At 59.2% G+C, this 17,800-nt stretch carries 12 protein-coding genes and 1 pseudogene; 1 reads left to right on the top strand and 12 read right to left on the bottom strand.

Annotated elements, in window-relative coordinates:
* Positions 1-3: 3 nt before the first annotated feature.
* The 5 genes from wecB to ihfB form a co-directional block, all read right to left on the bottom strand.
* The gene (gene wecB / locus ACK2SD_RS08050) at positions 4-1,134 is read right to left on the bottom strand and encodes a non-hydrolyzing UDP-N-acetylglucosamine 2-epimerase (protein ID WP_412461835.1); all 1,131 of its coding nucleotides are present in this window, start codon (positions 1,132-1,134) and stop codon (positions 4-6) included.
* A 352-nt stretch (positions 1,135-1,486) separates the two neighbouring features.
* Positions 1,487-2,854 carry a Wzz/FepE/Etk N-terminal domain-containing protein gene (locus ACK2SD_RS08045; RefSeq protein WP_412461834.1) on the bottom strand — a complete coding sequence of 456 codons (1,368 nt, stop codon included), beginning with the start codon at positions 2,852-2,854 and terminating at the stop codon, positions 1,487-1,489.
* A gap of 315 nt (positions 2,855-3,169) precedes the next feature.
* Positions 3,170-4,228: an LPS O-antigen chain length determinant protein WzzB gene (locus ACK2SD_RS08040; RefSeq protein WP_412461833.1), complete on the bottom strand. Its 1,059-nt coding sequence runs from the start codon at positions 4,226-4,228 to the stop codon at positions 3,170-3,172.
* 455 nt (positions 4,229-4,683) lie between these two features.
* On the bottom strand, positions 4,684-4,935 hold the full coding sequence (locus tag ACK2SD_RS08035; protein WP_412461832.1) for a DUF1049 domain-containing protein: 252 nt from the start codon (positions 4,933-4,935) through the stop codon (positions 4,684-4,686).
* 12 nt (positions 4,936-4,947) lie between these two features.
* On the bottom strand, positions 4,948-5,244 hold the full coding sequence (gene ihfB, locus ACK2SD_RS08030; RefSeq protein ID WP_412461831.1) for an integration host factor subunit beta: 297 nt from the start codon (positions 5,242-5,244) through the stop codon (positions 4,948-4,950).
* Positions 5,245-5,589: 345 nt separating this feature from the next.
* On the opposite strand from ihfB, the gene ACK2SD_RS08025 reads away from it, so the two are divergent.
* A complete protein-coding gene (locus ACK2SD_RS08025) occupies positions 5,590-6,144 on the top strand; it encodes a hypothetical protein (protein ID WP_412461830.1) in 555 nt (184 codons plus the stop codon).
* Positions 6,145-6,569: 425 nt separating this feature from the next.
* Here ACK2SD_RS08025 and ACK2SD_RS08020 read toward each other — a convergent pair.
* The 7 genes and pseudogenes from ACK2SD_RS08020 to gyrA form a co-directional block, all read right to left on the bottom strand.
* Positions 6,570-7,001: pseudogene (locus tag ACK2SD_RS08020) on the bottom strand (group II intron maturase-specific domain-containing protein); the annotation flags it as partial.
* 646 nt (positions 7,002-7,647) lie between these two features.
* Complete coding sequence (gene rpsA / locus ACK2SD_RS08015; RefSeq protein WP_029613715.1) at positions 7,648-9,327, bottom strand: 30S ribosomal protein S1; 1,680 nt, start codon at positions 9,325-9,327, stop codon at positions 7,648-7,650.
* A 124-nt stretch (positions 9,328-9,451) separates the two neighbouring features.
* Positions 9,452-10,138, bottom strand: coding sequence for a (d)CMP kinase (gene cmk / locus ACK2SD_RS08010; protein ID WP_412461829.1), 687 nt, complete (start codon positions 10,136-10,138; stop codon positions 9,452-9,454).
* Complete coding sequence (locus tag ACK2SD_RS08005; protein ID WP_412462286.1) at positions 10,135-12,342, bottom strand: bifunctional prephenate dehydrogenase/3-phosphoshikimate 1-carboxyvinyltransferase; 2,208 nt, start codon at positions 12,340-12,342, stop codon at positions 10,135-10,137. The genes cmk and ACK2SD_RS08005 overlap by 4 nt, the downstream gene beginning before the upstream one ends.
* 109 nt (positions 12,343-12,451) lie before the next feature.
* On the bottom strand, positions 12,452-13,546 hold the full coding sequence (gene pheA / locus ACK2SD_RS08000) for a prephenate dehydratase (protein WP_029613713.1): 1,095 nt from the start codon (positions 13,544-13,546) through the stop codon (positions 12,452-12,454).
* Positions 13,546-14,631, bottom strand: coding sequence for a 3-phosphoserine/phosphohydroxythreonine transaminase (gene serC, locus ACK2SD_RS07995; protein ID WP_039579268.1), 1,086 nt, complete (start codon positions 14,629-14,631; stop codon positions 13,546-13,548). Before serC ends, pheA begins: the two co-directional genes overlap by 1 nt.
* A 204-nt stretch (positions 14,632-14,835) precedes the next feature.
* The gene (gyrA, locus tag ACK2SD_RS07990) at positions 14,836-17,598 is read right to left on the bottom strand and encodes a DNA gyrase subunit A (RefSeq protein WP_342650946.1); all 2,763 of its coding nucleotides are present in this window, start codon (positions 17,596-17,598) and stop codon (positions 14,836-14,838) included.
* Positions 17,599-17,800 lie beyond the last annotated feature (202 nt).

Here is a 17,800-nt window from a genome sequence, read left to right as displayed (position 1 = left end):
GCACTACCTTGTTTTGAAATTGGCAAGAACATCGATGATACGGGCACAAGCCAGCCCATCCCCGTAAGGATTGTGGGCTACGCTCATCGTACGATAGGCCTCATCATCCTCAAGCAGTTGCTCGACATTGTCGATGATGGCTTGCAGGTCCGTACCCACCAGTCGAACCGTACCAGCCTGAACGGCTTCCGGCCGCTCGGTGGTCTCGCGCATAACCAACACGGGTTTGCCCAACGACGGAGCCTCCTCCTGCACACCCCCTGAGTCGGTCAGAATCAGATGGGATCGGTTCATCAAGTAGACGAACGGCAGGTAATCCAGAGGCTCGATCAGGTGGATATTGTCGACATCCTTGAGTAGACGGTTGACCGGCTCTCTGACATTGGGATTCAGGTGGACCGGATAGACGATCTCGATATCGGGATGATCCTGAGCCAACCTGACCAGCGCTTGGCAGATTCGTTCGAATCCGTCGCCGAAGCTTTCGCGACGATGACCAGTGACCAGTAGCAGCCGACGTGACGCGTTGAGGAAGGCGAATTGCTCGTCCAGCGAAGCGGCAAACTCGGAACGCTGCAGTTTACGTACGACCTCAAGCAACGCGTCGATGACAGTGTTTCCAGTGACATGCACATGCGTTGCAGGCACGCCTTCGGCCAGGAGGTTCTTCTCGGATTGGGCAGTAGGAGCAAAGTGCAGGCGCGCCAGGGCGCCGGTCAGCTTGCGGTTGGCCTCCTCCGGCCAGGGCGAGTAGAGATTGCCAGTGCGTAGCCCAGCCTCCACGTGCCCCACGGGAATTTGTTGATAGTACGCGGCAAGAGAGGCCGCGAACGTGGTCGCCGTATCGCCGTGGACCAGAACGATGTCCGGCTTGAACTCACCCAGCACCACCTTGAGCTTCTGCAGGATGGCGACGGTAACGTCGGTCAGGTCCTGCCCAGGCTTCATGATCTGCAGATCATAGTCAGGCGTGAGTTCGAAGAGGTCCAGAACCTGATCCAGCATCTGACGGTGCTGGCCAGTCACGCAGATCCGGGCGTCAAAGCGCCCGTCCGCGTGCAGACCCAACGCAAGGGATGCCATCTTGATCGCTTCTGGTCGAGTACCAAATACGCTTAAAACTTTGAGCGTCATGCAACTACCATTCAAATTTTAGTGAATTTCGTCAGTTGGCTTGGCCGTCACCGACCATGAATCCATGTACATGCATGCCTGGAAACTGCGGCATACATCCAACTCGCGCCCGTTCAACGGGATGAAAATATCCGACCCACACAATACGACGCGTCAAGTGACAGCCATCATGGCAGCGGTGGAAATCGACCACCGAAACTCCAAGCCACCACACTCACGACGCGCTTTCATTTCGCTACTGCGCGCGTTTCACTGGCGCGCAGATAAAGGCGTCAATCATAGGCGCTTGAGCTCGGCAGTTCCATCGAAGTTTTGCCCTCAGCAGGTGAGCCAAAATCCCCGCTCGACCATATTATTTAAGCGAGCTGACAGGGACTTCAGGCAGCAGGACATTCAGCTGACCCGTGCGCTCACCAGCCAATATGTGGGCCTTGGCAACGCCCAAATCACGCAGGCGCCTCGTGTGACTTTTGTAGGCCGCGCGAATCAACGCAATCATGATGCCTATCATTAGCCCACCAATGAAGGCCAGAACCACAATCAATGACTTGCGCGGCTTCACGGGCTTCACCGACGGCACAGCGCGCTGGTCGACTGCCACCAATTGAAGACCACTTAATTGAGTATCGATCGATTGCAAGCGACCACGCTCGACCCTCAAGGACTCGATGCCCTCAAGAAACGCCTGATCATTCTGCCGAGCCTGAATCGCCTCGACACTTCGGTTGACCGAAAGCAGGCTGAGCTCTTTGCGGATCTGACCTATGCGCGGCTCCATGAAGTCGTCGGAACCACGCTTGCGCAATGCGGCTCGCTCAGCCTCGAGCACTTCTGTGCCCATGAAATACAACGGAACGGGCCGGTCGTTCACCTCGGTACGCACGACGTTACCCTTTACGGCGACTTCATCAGCCATCAGTGAGGGAGTCGAAGGCTTGCGCAACCCCAAACTTGCGGCGATGCCGATAGCTTCATCGAGCTCGGCCAGCCGCGATTGCCTCTGAAGCTTAAGCTGGATACGCAGGGCCTTGAGCTCGTCCTCGAGTTGCGCACGCTTGATGGAGTCGTCTTCTTCGAGGCGGGCGATTCGTCCCTCGTTTCTTACCTGATACTCGGACTGCGCAGAGTTGAGCTCGGCATCCACCTCGGCCAGGCGGTTGTTTAGGATAACCTGCAAATCCTTGGAGACGCGAACACGCTCACGCTCGAGAGCGTAATCGACGAAATCATTGAGGACGGATGCCCCCTGGACGTCCTTGCCATAAGTCAACTTTATAGTGATAAAGTCACTGAGCAAGTCGGTCTTCTTGGGATCGGAAAGTGTAACGCTCAAAGCAGTACTGTTGAACTCTTGAAACGCCTGTTCAACACTTTGATCTTGACGTTGATAGAGGCTTACGAGATCGGGCCTGGACCTGAAGAACTCAAGCCTAGTGGTATAAGAGTCTAGAGTCGCCCCAACTCTTTTGAGCGCTTCAGAGGGCGGCAGCGAATAAATTTTAGTTCGATTCAATGCGTCCAGTTGATTAAGTTGGACAGGTCGCAGACTCGTGGAAGCTTCATAGGAAGGCGGGATCAAAAATGAAATGCCGAGGCCGGCGCCCGCGGCCAGCAACCCTATCGATAAGACAAAGACACGTCTACGCCAGACGGTACGAAAAAGACCGAACAGATCGACTTGGCCTGGAGCAGCATAGATGCCGCGGGGATCATTATTCACTGAGCGATGCCTGCATTTTGACGGTTGGGCACCTAGACAAGTGAGACGGGAGGTGCATCGTGCGCCCTCTTCGAGCTATCCGTGTCATCGGCGGGGGCGCATTGTTGCACCTTCCACACGGCACAACAACGCCTGACGAACCTAACGTCGTCAATTCTAGACGCCGATAGCTATGAGCCCCCAGCCACCATCACACTCAAGGCCGCGATCCAGGGTATTCAAACCGACATATCAAAATCGGTTGAATGCACGCACCTGAATCAGTCAAGGACATGCATCGTCGCACCTGAGCAAACAGTCGAGCCGCCGATGACGTTACAGCTCACTGAATCGCTCGGAACGCTGAGCCCACACCTCACGAGCCACCGCGACGCAACAGCCCAGTACCAGCCCTGCAATTATCCCCAGCGCCACGATAAGGGTACGTCGTGGTTTGATCGGCTTGTCCGGCTGAAACACAGCCCCATCCTGCTGATACATCGCAATTACGGAGGGCTCGATCTTCAGCCCCCTCAAAAAACTGAGCTTCTCCTGGCGCTCGCGCAGCCCCGGAATATAAGGATCATTGGAGGAGCGCGATTGCAGGTTTGCAATTTCCGCCTCCAGCGCCTTGGTACCCCTCATATAGGTCAGCGACCCACCCATCCCCGCAGAGACCTCACCTGTGAGCGTGTTCGAAATGATGGGCGGCTTTTCCAGACCTATGGACTTTGCGATAGCCAAGGCTTCACTCAGCTGTTCAATCTGGTCGGCGCGCTGATTACCGGCACTGGCGCGTGAGGCGCGAATCTGCTGCTCAAGGTTGTCTGCCATTATGGATATGTCGCTGCGCATGCCTCCCAGCAACTCATCCTTGGCCCGCTTGGCTGCCATTTCGGCATAGCTTGACACCCACATCGCAGCGACGCGTGGATCCTCGACACTGGCGGTGATCACATAGCGATCGGGACTCTCCTTGCTCGCCTGCTCGATCGACAGCATCGTACTGAACTGACCAAAGAGCGCGTCCCTAGACCCAGCTCTTTGCGCCTCGTTCAAGGTGGGGAGATAAGTTGTGCGGAAGAACTTATCACGCACAGCCTCTGACTGGAGCGCTTTCAAATAAAGTCCGTATACATCCTGGACACTCAGCGGAGCCAGGCCGGTACCCTCGCCCCGCCCAAAATTCAACTGGGCAATTTCATTCTGAGTGGGAGGTCTGACGTAGAGTTTCGCTTGATATAGAGGCGAAGCCAATAGCGCATAGACTAACGCCATTGCAGACACCGACACCGCAACCATTAGCACGCAAAGCTTTTGGCGCCACACCCCTTGCAGAAGCTCAATCAGGTCAACCTCATCACTACCATTCAGGCGCTTGCGTTCATTGCGCATTTAGTTCTTTTCCTTACATACGTCTGCTGGCGTTGACATCAACAACATCCCCAGACTTGAGAAATGGAGCCTTAGCCCCCCCAAATCAAGCGCCGCCGCCATTACATAGCTGTTACGCCTTCCGCTTTAATCGGAAATAGAGTCAAGGAATACAAGGAAGTTCCGCAAGCGGTCGGCATACCGCATCAGGCCACCTGGCTATGATGTGATACAGAACCTGTAGACGCGATCTAGCCTACGCATCAACCTTGGAATGCGTGCTTTTCCGTGTCGATCATCTTTGATGCGAAGCGACTGGAGCCTCAGTCGATACCGACCGCTCACCGCTTGAGCCGCACACACTGACGCCACACACCTCTCCTGACCAGACGGAGTTTATGTGCGACGTGGCGCAGTGGAACATCTTCTGCCCCGAATTGATGTCAGTAAGTAACCCTAGCTGCGTAGTCTTTTCCTTAGACTTCATCCCGCTTACCAGGCATCTTCGGAGAACCAATCCTACGCGCGGCTTGAAATCCCAACACCGGCCCGAACGCCAAGCCTATTAGTAAGGCCACCAGCATCGGCACAGCCACGGGCATTGGCGGCGCGCTCCACCACAGCATCCTCACAGTGACGATCTGCTGATTTCCCAATACAAAGCACAGGACTATCGCGACCAGAATCAGCAGAATCATCGCCACAAGACCGCGTTTGACGTGATGCATCCGCACCTCCACTCAATGATCGACGTGATCTTCTTCATTGACCCGGTCACGCAGCTCTTTGCCGGGCTTGAAATGAGGGACAAACTTTCCTTCGAGCTCGACCGACTGACCTGTCTTGGGATTACGCCCCACCCTGGGAGAGCGATAATGGAGGGAAAAACTACCAAAGCCACGAATCTCGATGCGATCTCCCGTGGCCAAGCACTGAGACATCTGTTCAAGCATCGTCTTGATGGCTAGCTCTACATCCTTAGAAGAGAGCAGCCCCTGATGTGTGACAATACGTTCGATCAGCTCCGACTTCGTCATGTTTTTCCCTTCGTTATCAAGCAGCTAGATCATTGCTTGATCAGGTTTTAGCACGCTCTACGCATTTTGAACAGGGCTCATCCCGTTCCACGAAAAAAATTCAACCTCTGCCTGGAAATAAACCACTCGACCCCACACCAGACTGCGCCCTGATGCGCTCGCCACTCCAAAGATTGTAACAATCATGCCCAAATCTAAGCTCTATAGAAGAAAATAGCCGACTCATTGGACCTAAAAACTGTAGGATTTGTCATAATCTGTCGCAAGGCGATTCCGGCTAAGTAAATGTCGGGCGAATCGCGTGGCCCAAACCTTGATCGTCGAGTCAATCCACAAGGATCGTTTATGCGGACATCTCATTTTTCGCTCGTCTTAGCGACCCTCTTCATCGCTCCCACATCGTTCGCTCAGCCTGCGGACTCGGCTAACTCTTGGACTCAGGAACCGACACAGTTTCTTGGCGTACCATTCCAGGGTGATTTCAAAGCCCAGATACCGGAGTGTCCGGCCAAGCCGCTCCGCCCGACGTCACTGTGCCGCCTGGCTACTGCTGATTCGGAAAAGTTCGAAATTCGCGGGCTCCCCTATATTCCCATCAGCTCAGGGTATCAGCTATTCGCCACCGTCAAAGGGAAGGAGGTCGATCAGCTTATGCTCACTGGCGATGCCAGCAGCCTGGAACTGGTCGATGACTTCCTTTCCGATACGCTCGGACAGCCGGGCTCAAGCTTGAGTCGTCGCATTCAGCTCAGCTCCGGAGCTTCTTATGAGATCAAAACCATTTCATGGGAAGGTAAGCAGGTGGCGGTGCACTTCCAGCGCAACGAAAACGACCTCAGTCGCTACGCTGTTATCTTCACAGCAGCGAGGGCAAAACCCCTGTCAGATCCTAGCAGCTAGAGCAGCAGCGGCCGGATAGGTACCGACGGGCTACCCGCTTTACACAAAGCGCGTGCGATGAATCAAACCGCCCGGACGATCCTGATCTACACACCCTAGAAGCGCCCGATGCCAGACGTCGAGCGCTTTGCTGTCAAGTCTGCGCGACACTCAATTCGACACATTGATCCGCCCCCCCTTCAAGCAAAAGACCCGACTGCTTTCGCATGCCCGCGCACAAGCATACAGCCGGGGACCTCAGCGACCCCGCGAATATCGCTAATGCCTATTAACACACGCGGCAAGCTCGCCGCATGTACGAATGCCAGCAAATTTGATGCAAAGAAGAACCAGGCCTGTAGTCCGGGGTAGACGATGGAGCAGGAGGCGAGTTCGCACTGACCACCCTCTCACACCACCGTGCGTACAGCTCCGTACACGGCGGTTCAGGTTGTGCGACTAAGCCGATTGATCGTATCCGGTATCGAGACAAGCCCAAGTCGACCCCATAGTTTCTTCGGCAGCGCCTGACTCATGCGTGGTGCTCCGGAGTTCCACCATGGGCCTCGGCCATTGAAGGCTGATTTGTACGTCTAACCCTAGACACATCAGGTTGCACGCCCTCGTGAAGGGTTGCTTCCATTTGTGCCAGATGGCACAGCGAAGTTTGCGCCTGACCCAACCATCCAGCACCTCAAGCGGCCATTTGCTCTGATAAGGCTTGAAATAGTCAGCCCAACCTCATAACACGGGGTTTATCAACCCAATGACGCTCGCCATCTTGCGCCCCGCGCGCCATGTAGCAGTTCGCTTAGCCGATCGCGCACGCGACCTGGGCTCATCGCTACCACGCGCGACCTCGGCTGCCGGTGCCCGCTCCATCAGCGCGTCCAGCTCCGCGCTCGTCCACGCCACTGACGCGGTTGGTACCTTTGCACGACCAGCAGTCATTCTCGGCTTCTGGCCGGAACCCCGGGTGACCGGATCTTCCTTAGGACATTTCTGCATTACGGCTACCAACGAGACAGCGATGCCTCCTGGCGGCATAACCTGTTCGGCCCTTGGTGGCGCGTTAACCGCCACTTACTACGGCTTCGGCTGACTTCTGCACGCTCATCCCGCCGCCTCTCTGCGCTCGGTAGCACAGTGACAAACGTGCAGATCTCCCAGGGTAATTCGCGCGACCTTCCTGCTTATTCCTGTCGGATCTACGCCACAGCGCTCTGTGCAAGTATCGGGCTTTGGCGATTTGCGCCACCTCACCCCGCTGTGCCGCCTCTATCCGCTCCCTGTTCGTCAGGCCAGCATTTGCCTCAGGCTTGCTTCAGATTCGCAGTCACCTGCGACGCCCTTGCCTCTGGCTAACACTTCCCCTTGCCGGGTGTGTAGAGGACTTTCACTTCCAAACCATCCGCCTGGCCACCACAACCAAGCGGGTTGCGCTCACGCGCAACGCGCCATGCCTGGCGCACACAAAAAAGGGCGACCCGAGGGTCGCCCTTTTTCTTGTCGATCAAACAGAACTCAGTTCTGCTTGGCCATTGCTTCGCGCAGCAGCGCAGCCATGGTGGTATCGGCAGCAGCTTCCGGAGCGGTGTTTTTCAGGCTCTGGATAGCTTCGCGCTCTTCAGCATCGTCCTTCGATTTGATGGACAGGCTGATGACGCGGGACTTGCGGTCAACGCTGATGATCTTGGCTTCGATCTCTTCGCCTTCCTTCAGCACGTTACGCGCATCTTCAACGCGGTCACGGCTGATTTCGGAAGCCTTCAGAGTAGCTTCGATGTCATCGGCCAGGGTGACGATGGCGCCTTTGGCGTCAACTTCCTTCACGACGCCCTTGACGATTGCACCCTTGTCGTTGACAGCAACGAAGTTGGAGAACGGATCGTCTTCCAGCTGCTTGATACCCAGGGAGATGCGCTCGCGCTCTGGGTCAACCGACAGGATGACGGTTTCCAGCTCGTCGCCCTTCTTGAAGCGACGTACGGCTTCTTCGCCGGTTTCGTTCCAGGAGATGTCGGACAGGTGAACCAGGCCGTCGATGCCGCCGTCCAGACCAATGAAGATACCGAAGTCGGTGATCGACTTGATGGTACCGGTGATCTTGTCACCCTTGTTGAACTGACCGGAGAAGTCTTCCCATGGGTTGGATTTGCACTGCTTGATACCCAGGGAAATACGACGACGCTCTTCGTCGATGTCCAGCACCATGACTTCCACTTCGTCGCCAACCTGAACGACTTTCGACGGGTGGATGTTCTTGTTGGTCCAGTCCATTTCGGAAACGTGTACCAGACCTTCAACGCCTTCTTCCAGCTCAGCGAAGCAGCCGTAGTCGGTCAGGTTGGTAACGCGCGCTTGTACGCGAGTACCTTCTGGGTAACGGGCAGTGATAGCGACCCACGGATCTTCGCCCATTTGCTTCAGACCCAGCGAAACGCGGTTACGCTCACGGTCGAACTTCAGAACGCGCACGTCGACTTCGTCGCCAACGTTAACGATTTCCGATGGGTGCTTGATGCGCTTCCACGCCATGTCGGTGATGTGCAGCAGGCCGTCGATGCCACCCAGGTCCACGAATGCGCCGTAGTCGGTGAGGTTCTTGACGATACCTTTGACTTGCTGGCCTTCCTGCAGGGTTTCCAGCAGGGCTTCGCGCTCGGCGGAGTTCTCGGCTTCCAGCACGCTGCGACGCGAAACGACAACGTTGTTGCGCTTCTGGTCCAGCTTGATGACCTTGAATTCCAGCTCTTTGCCTTCCAGGTGGGTGGTGTCGCGCACTGGGCGGACATCAACCAGGGAGCCCGGCAGGAACGCACGGATGCCGTTAACGTCGACAGTGAAGCCGCCTTTAACCTTACCGTTGATAACGCCCTTGACCACTTCTTCGGCGGCGAAAGCTGCTTCCAGAACAATCCAGCACTCAGCGCGCTTGGCTTTTTCACGGGACAGCTTGGTTTCGCCAAAGCCGTCTTCGACCGCGTCCAGCGCAACGTGCACTTCGTCACCGACCTTGATGGTCAGCTCGCCAGCTTCGTTGTAGAACTGCTCGAGCGGGATGACGCCCTCGGATTTCAGACCGGCATGTACGGTAACCCAGTCGCCGTCGATGTCGACAACGATACCGGTGATGATGGCACCCGGCTGAAGATTGAGGGTTTTCAGGCTTTCTTCAAAGAGTTCTGCAAAGCTTTCGCTCATTTTAATTCCTGTAGATTCGGGCGAAACAGACGCCCATCGCCACATTCCAGACAATGTGGGTTTCGTTTAAGTAAAGGAAAGCAGGCAGGACGATGACTGGTGCCCCTGCCTGCTTTCCTGATGATCAGAGCAGATCGCGCAGGGCGATCTCGCTTCTGATCCGTTGCAGCACCTGCTCGATGGACAATTCGGTGGAGTCCAACTGGATGGCATCAGCCGCCGGCTTGAGCGGGGCCACTGCGCGTTGGGTGTCGCGCTCATCGCGCGCACGAATCTCATCTAGCAGACTTGACAGACTAACATCTTCACCCTTGCCCTTCAACTGCAGGTAACGGCGACGCGCTCGTTCCTCGGCACTGGCCGTAAGGAAGACTTTCAGCGGTGCGTCTGGAAATACCACGGTGCCCATGTCGCGACCGTCGGCAATCAGCCCCGGCGCTTCGCGGAAGGCACGTTGGCGCTGCAGTAGCGCATCGCGAACGGCCGGCAGTGAGGCAACCATGGAGGCACCCGCCCCGACCGTCTCGGTACGGATGACATGGCTGACATCCTCGCCTTCGAGAATGATTTGCTGCAGCTTGCCGGGCTCCGCCGCGATGAACTGCACGTCCAGGTGAGCCGCCAAGGCCTTGAGCAGTTCTTCGTTGGTCAGGTCGACGCCATGGTTGGTCGCGTTGAATGCCAGCAACCGATACAGCGCCCCGGAATCGAGCAGTCGCCAGCTCAGCTCACGCGCCAGCAGCCCGGCCACAGTACCCTTGCCGGAGCCACTAGGTCCATCAATGGTGATGACCGGCGCCAGCGAGTTCACGACTGCGCCTCTTGTGCCACGCGGATACCCACTTCGGCACACAGCGCCAGGAAGTTCGGGAACGACGTGGCGACGTTGGCGCAGTCATGAATGCGGATTGGCGCGCTGGCCCGCAGCGAAGCGACGCTGAAGGCCATGGCGATACGGTGATCACCGTGACCATGGACCTCGCCGCCACCGATCGGTCCGCCATCGATGATGATGCCATCCGGCGTGGGCTCGCACGTGACGCCCAGCGCCTGCAAGCCATCGGCCATGACCTGGATACGGTCGGACTCCTTGACCCGCAGTTCTTCGGCGCCGCGCAGCACGGTACGCCCTTCGGCACAGGCCGCGGCGACGAACAGCACCGGGAACTCGTCGATGGCCAGCGGCACCAGCGCCTCTGGAATGTCGATGCCCTTGAGCTTCGCGCCGCGCACGCGCAGGTCAGCGACCGGCTCGCCACCGACTTCACGCTGGTTTTCCAGGGTGATGTCGCCGCCCATCAGGCGCAGGATATCGATCACGCCGGTTCGGGTCGGGTTGATGCCGACATGCTCCAGCACCAACTCAGAACCTTCGGCAATGGATGCCGCCACCAGGAAGAAGGCCGATGAGGAAATATCGCCGGGCACTTCGATGCGAGTGGCTTTCAGCGTGCCACCTGCTTGCAGCGAAGCTACCGGACCATCGCTGTGCACCGAATAACCGAAGCCCCGCAGCATCCGCTCGGTATGGTCACGGGTTGGCGCGGGCTCGGTGACGGTGGTGGTGCCTTCGGCGTACAGGCCGGCCAGCAACAGGCACGACTTCACTTGGGCGCTGGCCATCGGCAACGTGTAGTTCAGCGCCTTCAGTTTCTGGCCGCCGCGAATGGTCAGCGGTGGACGTCCCTCAGGCCCCGTCTCGACCACCGCCCCCATTTCCCGCAGCGGATTGGCGACGCGGTTCATGGGGCGCTTGGACAGCGAGGCATCGCCGGTCATGGTCACGTCGAATGGCTGTCCAGCCAACAGACCGGAGAGCAGGCGCATCGACGTGCCCGAGTTACCCAAGTAGATCGGACCGGGCGGCGGCTTGAGACCCTGCAGGCCGACACCGTGAATGGTGACGCGGCCGTGGTGCGGACCTTCGATGACCACACCCATGTCACGGAAGGCCTGGAGGGTTGCCAGAGCATCCTCGCCCTCGAGGAAACCCTCGACCTCAGTGGTGCCTTCGGCCAGGGAGCCCAGCATGATCGAGCGATGGGAGATGGATTTGTCGCCCGGTACGCGAATCCGTCCGGACAGGCGGCCACCAGGTTGGGCCAGGAAAATCAGGTCGTTGGCGTTCATAGCGTCCACATAGGCCCGGCGGGCCAGGATTTTACTGAAATGCTCACGGGCGACCCGAGCACGGGTGAACACACCCAGCAGTTGGTGCCCGTCTCCTGCATCGACCGCGTCGCGCAAGGCGTCGAGGTCGCTGCGAAATGTATCCAGCGTGCGCAGGACAGCCTCGCGGTTGGCGAGGAAGATGTCGTGCCACATGATCGGGTCGCTGCCGGCGATTCTCGTGAAATCGCGGAAGCCCCCGGCAGCGTACCGGAAGATATCGAGGTTTTCATTGCGTTTGGCCAGCGAGTCCACCAGACCGAAGGCCAGCAGGTGCGGCAAGTGACTGGTGGCGGCCAGCACTTCGTCGTGGCGCTCGACCGGCATGTGTTCCACGTCAGCGTCCAGCGCACGCCACAACCGATCGACCAATGCCAAGGCGGCGCCATCGGTTTCGCCAAGCGGCGTGAGGATGACCTTGTGCCGACGGAACAGCATCGCGTTGGATGCCTCCACACCGCTCTGCTCGGAACCCGCGATCGGGTGGCCCGGTACGAACCGAGGAAGACGCTCGCCGAGCACAGCCCGCGCAGCGCGCACCACATTGCCCTTGGCGCTGCCGACATCGGTAATTAAAGCCCCCCCAAGCTCCAGCACAGCCAGGCGTGCTAGAAGCTTCTCCATGGCGAGAATCGGGACAGCAAGCTGGATCACATCGGCACCGACGCACGCGGTGGCCAGATCGTCTTCGCAACGATCGACCACGCCGAGCGCCACCGCCTGCCTGCACGATTCGGCATCCAGATCGACGCCGACCACTTCGCGGCACAGGCCGCTTTCACGCAAGCCCTTGGCGAACGAACCACCGATCAGGCCGAGACCGACGACGACCAGACGATCGACGATGGGCGCGGATTTGCTTTCTGCTGCATTTACCACGGGTGCGAACCTTGTTTGGAAATCGGGACGAACTGTGAGGGGGTGGCGGGCCGCTCTACCCCCCTACAGCCTCGAGTCAAAGCACCGCCTTCGGATAAGACCCAAGCACCTTGAGGGCTACAGCCTCCTGGCTGATCTGCTCCAGCACGGCCTTGATCAATGGGTCACGATGGTGGCCGACGAAGTCGATGAAGAACACGTAGGTCCACTTGCCACTGCGCGAAGGCCGCGTCTCAATGCGGGTCAGGTCGATCCCGTTATCGTGGAACGGCACCAACAACTCGTGCAGCGCACCGGGTTTGTTGCTCATGGAGACGATGATCGAGGTCTTGTCGTCCCCAGTCGGCGGCACTTCCTGGCTGCCGATCATCAGAAAACGCGTGGAGTTGTCCGGACGGTCTTCGATTTTCTCAGCCAGTCGGGTCAGCCCGTAGAGATTGGCTGCCATGTCACCGGCGATCGCCGCCGAATTCCATTCGCCCTTCACGCGCTTGGCCGCCTCAGCATTGCTGGAGACCGCCACGCGCTCGACGTTCGGGTAGTGGGCGTCCAACCATTTGCGGCATTGAGCGAGCGACTGCGCATGGGAGTAGATGCGCGTGATGCTGCCGGTCTTGGTGTTCTCCCCCACTAGCAGGTGATGGTGGATACGCAGCTCCACCTCACCGCAGATCACCATGTCATGCTCGAGGAAACTGTCCAGGGTATGGCTGACCGCACCCTCCGTCGAGTTTTCCACGGGCACCACGCCGAAGTTGACGGCACCGGCCGCCACCTCTCGGAACACCTCGTCGATGGCCGCCATGGGGCGACTCACGACCGCGTGGCCGAAATGCTTCATGGCCGCCGCTTGCGTAAAAGTACCTTCAGGGCCGAGGTAAGCCACTTTCAGCGGCTCTTCCAAGGCCAGGCAGGAGGACATGATTTCGCGGAACAGTCGCGCCATCTCCTCGTTGCCCAGTGGTCCTCTGTTGCGCTCCATCACGCGCTTGAGCACCGCAGCCTCACGCTCGGGACGGTAAAACACCGGCTTCTCGCCTTCGGCGAGCGAGGCGGTCTTGACCTTGGCCACTTCCTGGGCGCAGCGGGCGCGCTCGCTGATCAGCTCGAGGATCTTCTCGTCGAGGCTGTCGATGCGTACGCGCAGAGCCTTGAGTTCCTGCTCGACCATCAGGCGTGCTCCTTCTCGAATTCAGCCATGTACTGCACCAGGGCCTCGACAGCCTCCAGACCCAAGGCGTTGTAGATGGAAGCGCGCATGCCGCCAACCGAACGGTGCCCTTTGAGGTTGAGCAGACCGCGTGCATCGGCGCCGGCCAGGAAGGCTTTGTCCAGGCGCTCGTCAGCCAGGCGGAACGGCACGTTCATCCACGAGCGGGCATTGTGGCTGATGGGGTTGGTGTAGAACTCGCTGGCATCGATGAAGCCATACAAGCGGTCTTTCTTGGCCCGATTGCGCTGTTCCATGGCTTCGACACCGCCCTGCTCCTTGAGCCACTCGAAGACCAGGCCCGACAGGTACCAGGAATAAGTAGCCGGCGTGTTGTACATCGAACCGTTATCGGCCGAAATCTTGTAGTCGAGCATGGTCGGGCAACTGCTGCGAGCGCGACCCAGCAGGTCCTCTCGCACGATCACCACCACCAGACCACTCGGGCCGATGTTCTTCTGTGCGCCCGCATAGATGAGTCCGAACTGGGACACGTCGATAGGCCGGGAGAGAATGTCGGAAGACATGTCCACCACCAGCGGTACGTCGCCCGTCTGCGGCACCCAGTCGAACTGCAGTCCGCCGATGGTTTCATTGGACGCGTAGTGGACGTAGGCAGCATTAGCGGTCAGTTGCCACTCGTTTTGCCCGGGAATGGCCAGGTAATCGTAAGGCTTGGCGCTGGCCGCCACGTTGATGGTGCCAAAGCGGCGACCTTCCTCGATGGCTTTCTTCGACCAGATACCGGTCTCGATGTAGTCGGCGGTGCCGTTCTCCGGCAGCAGGTTCAACGGGATCTCGGCGAACTGCTGGCTGGCACCGCCCTGCAGGAACAGCACTTTGTAGTTCGAGGGGATGGACAACAGTTCGCGCAGATCCTGCTCGGCCTTTTCGGCGATCGCGACGTATTCGTCGCTGCGATGGCTCATCTCCATCACCGACAAGCCTTTGCCATGCCAATCCAGCATCTCGGCCTGGGCGCGCTGCAGGACAGCGTCGGGAAGCGCGGCAGGGCCTGCGCAGAAGTTGAAGGCTCGTTTGCTCACATCCACTCTCGCTCTGACAAATAGAACAAAATCGTTACTGGCGGGCCGCGCTGTTGCTCGCATGGGCGACGCTGAGGCCGCCTTGTGGTCTTAGCGCGGCGCAAGGCCGCTCCCACAAGAAGCGACCCCGGAATACCGGGCATTGCCAAGGGCAATCAGTCGAACGGGGCGACCTTGGTCGCCCCGTTCGGGTCTTGCGTCTACTTACTCCTGCGGAGCCTCTTCAGCACCCGCAGCATCATCCTCTGTGCCTTCGAGCTCGGCACCCTCCTCGCCCAACTCGACGCTGTCGTCGAGCTCGTCTTCGGAAGGCTCCTGGATACGCTCCAGACCTACCAGCGTCTCGTCGCTGGCCAGCTTGATCAGCGTCACACCCTGCGTGTTGCGGCTCAGGCTGGAGACCTCGCCGACGCGCGTACGAACCAAGGTACCCTGGTCGGAAATCAGCATGATTTCCTCGCCCTCATGGACCTGGATGGCCCCGATCAGCAGACCGTTGCGCCCCTTGGTCCCCATGGCGATGACGCCCTGACCACCGCGACCGCGACGCGGGAACTTGGACAGCGGGGTGCGCTTGCCATAGCCGCGCTCGGAAGCGGTGAGGATCTGCGCGCCAGACTCGGGGATCAGCATGGAGATCACCTCTTGGCCCTTGCCCAGACGCATACCGCGCACACCGCGAGCGGTACGGCCCATCTGGCGAACCACGCCTTCGGCGAAGCGGATCACCTTGCCGGCGCTGGAGAACATCATCACTTCCTTGGCACCGTCGGTGATCGCGGCGGCGATCAGGGTGTCGCCTTCCTTGAGCTTGACGGCGATCAGACCGTTGGAGCGAGGACGAGCGAACTGCACCAGCGGGGTCTTCTTCACGGTCCCCAGGGCGGTCGCCATGAAAATGTAGGCGCCGGTCGGCTCGGCGACCAGCTCTGGCGTGTCACCTTCTTCCTCGTCGACTTCTTCGGGCTCGACCACCTCGCCCTCGAGCACGGCGTCATCGGCCTCATCGAGCTCTTCGTCGAGCTCATCGCTTTGCTGCAACGCTTCGAGGTCGATCTGCAGCATGGCGGTGATACGCTCGCCCTCTTCCAGGGGCAGCAGGTTGACCATCGGACGGCCACGCGCCGCGCGGGACGCTTCAGGAATATCGTAGGTCTTGAGCCAATACACCTTGCCCTTGCTGGAGAACAGCAGGAGGGTGGCGTGACTGTTGGCAACCAGCAGATGCTCGATGTAGTCCTCGTCCTTCACGCCGGTCGCCGACTTGCCCTTGCCACCACGGCGCTGCGCCTGGTAGGCAGACAGCGGCTGGGTCTTGGCATAGCCGCCGTGGGAAATGGTCACCACACGCTCTTCTTCGGGGATCATGTCGCCGTAGTTGAGGTCGTGGCGGGCATCGAGAATCTCGGTGCGACGCACATCGCCATACTCGGCGCGAATCGCCTCCAGCTCTTCGCGGATCACTTCCATCAGGCGCTGGGCGCTATTGAGGATGCGGATCAACTCGCCGATCTGCTCGAGGATCTCCTGGTACTCGGCCAGCAGCTTCTCGTGCTCCAGGCCGGTCAGGCGGTGCAGGCGCAGCTCGAGGATGGCCTGGGCCTGCTCGGGCGACAGCCAGTATTTGCCATCACGCAGACCATACTGCTCCGGAAGGTCCTCTGGACGGCAGGAGTCGGCGCCAGCACGCTCGACCATGACCTGCACGGCGCTGGACTCCCAGGGCGTACTGATCAGCGCTTCCTTGGCCTCGGACGGTGTTGGCGAGGCCTTGATCAGCGCGATGACCGGGTCGATGTTGGACAGCGCGACCGCCTGACCTTCGAGGATGTGCCCACGCTCGCGTGCCTTGCGCAATTCGAACACGGTGCGCCGGGTCACCACTTCACGGCGGTGACGCACGAAGGCTTCGAGCAGGTCCTTGAGATTGAGCAGGCGCGGACGGCCGTCGATCAGGGCGACGATGTTGATGCCGAACACGCTCTGCAGCTGGGTCTGCTGGTAGAGGTTGTTGAGCACCACCTCCGGCACCTCGCCGCGACGCAGCTCGATGACGACACGCATGCCGTCCTTGTCGGACTCGTCACGCAGCTCGGTGATGCCTTCGAGCTTCTTCTCCTTGACCAGCTCGGCAATCTTCTCGATCAGACGCGCCTTGTTCAGCTGGTACGGCAGCTCGGTGATGACGATCTGCTGGCGGCCACCGACCTTGTCGATGTCTTCGATCTGCGAGCGGGCGCGCATGTAGATGCGGCCACGACCGGTGCGATAGGCCTCGATGATGCCCTGGCGGCCGTTGATCAGGCCAGCGGTCGGGAAGTCCGGGCCCGGGATGAACTGCATGAGTTCGTCGACCGTGACCTCGGGATTGTCGATCAGCGCCAGGCAGCCATCGATCACCTCACCCAGGTTGTGAGGCGGGATGTTGGTCGCCATGCCCACGGCGATGCCGCTGGAACCGTTGACCAGCAGGTTGGGGATCTTGGTCGGCATGACCGCCGGGATCTGCTCGGTGCCGTCGTAGTTGGGGACCCAGTCGACGGTTTCCTTGTGCAGGTCGGCCAGCAGCTCGTGGGCCAACTTGGTCATGCGCACTTCGGTGTAACGCATGGCGGCGGCGTTGTCGCCGTCCACCGAGCCGAAGTTGCCTTGACCGTCGACCAGCAGGTAGCGCAGCGAGAACGGCTGCGCCATGCGCACAATGGTGTCGTACACGGCGGTGTCGCCGTGCGGGTGGTACTTACCGATGACGTCACCGACCACACGGGCGGACTTCTTGTACGGCTTGTTCCAGTCGTTGCCCAGTTCGCTCATTGCGAACAGGACGCGGCGATGCACGGGCTTCAAGCCATCACGCGCATCGGGCAGCGCTCGCCCGACAATCACGCTCATCGCGTAGTCGAGGTAGGACTGTCTCAGTTCGTCTTCGATATTGACCGGGAGGATTTCTTTGGCCAGTTCGCCCATGAGAAGCCTGATTCCTTTTTCTGGTGAAACTTCGTGATGTCCATCGGTGGACGAACGAAGCTCGCCGCCACCGCGTTCGACGCAGGGGCGACATACGACAAATCAATGAGTTGAGCCCAGGATCTGCGCAATGAAGGGCACCGCAAACAGCACCCTTGGAAACTGCCGGATGGTATCACAAACGGCTGCGCGGTGGGAGAGA

The sequence above is a fragment of the Pseudomonas sp. SC11 genome (assembly GCF_047039205.1).
Taxonomy (GTDB): domain Bacteria; phylum Pseudomonadota; class Gammaproteobacteria; order Pseudomonadales; family Pseudomonadaceae; genus Aquipseudomonas; species Aquipseudomonas boreofloridensis.
Note: the sequence above shows the minus strand (reverse complement) of the source record. Positions and strands in the feature narration are given on the sequence as shown.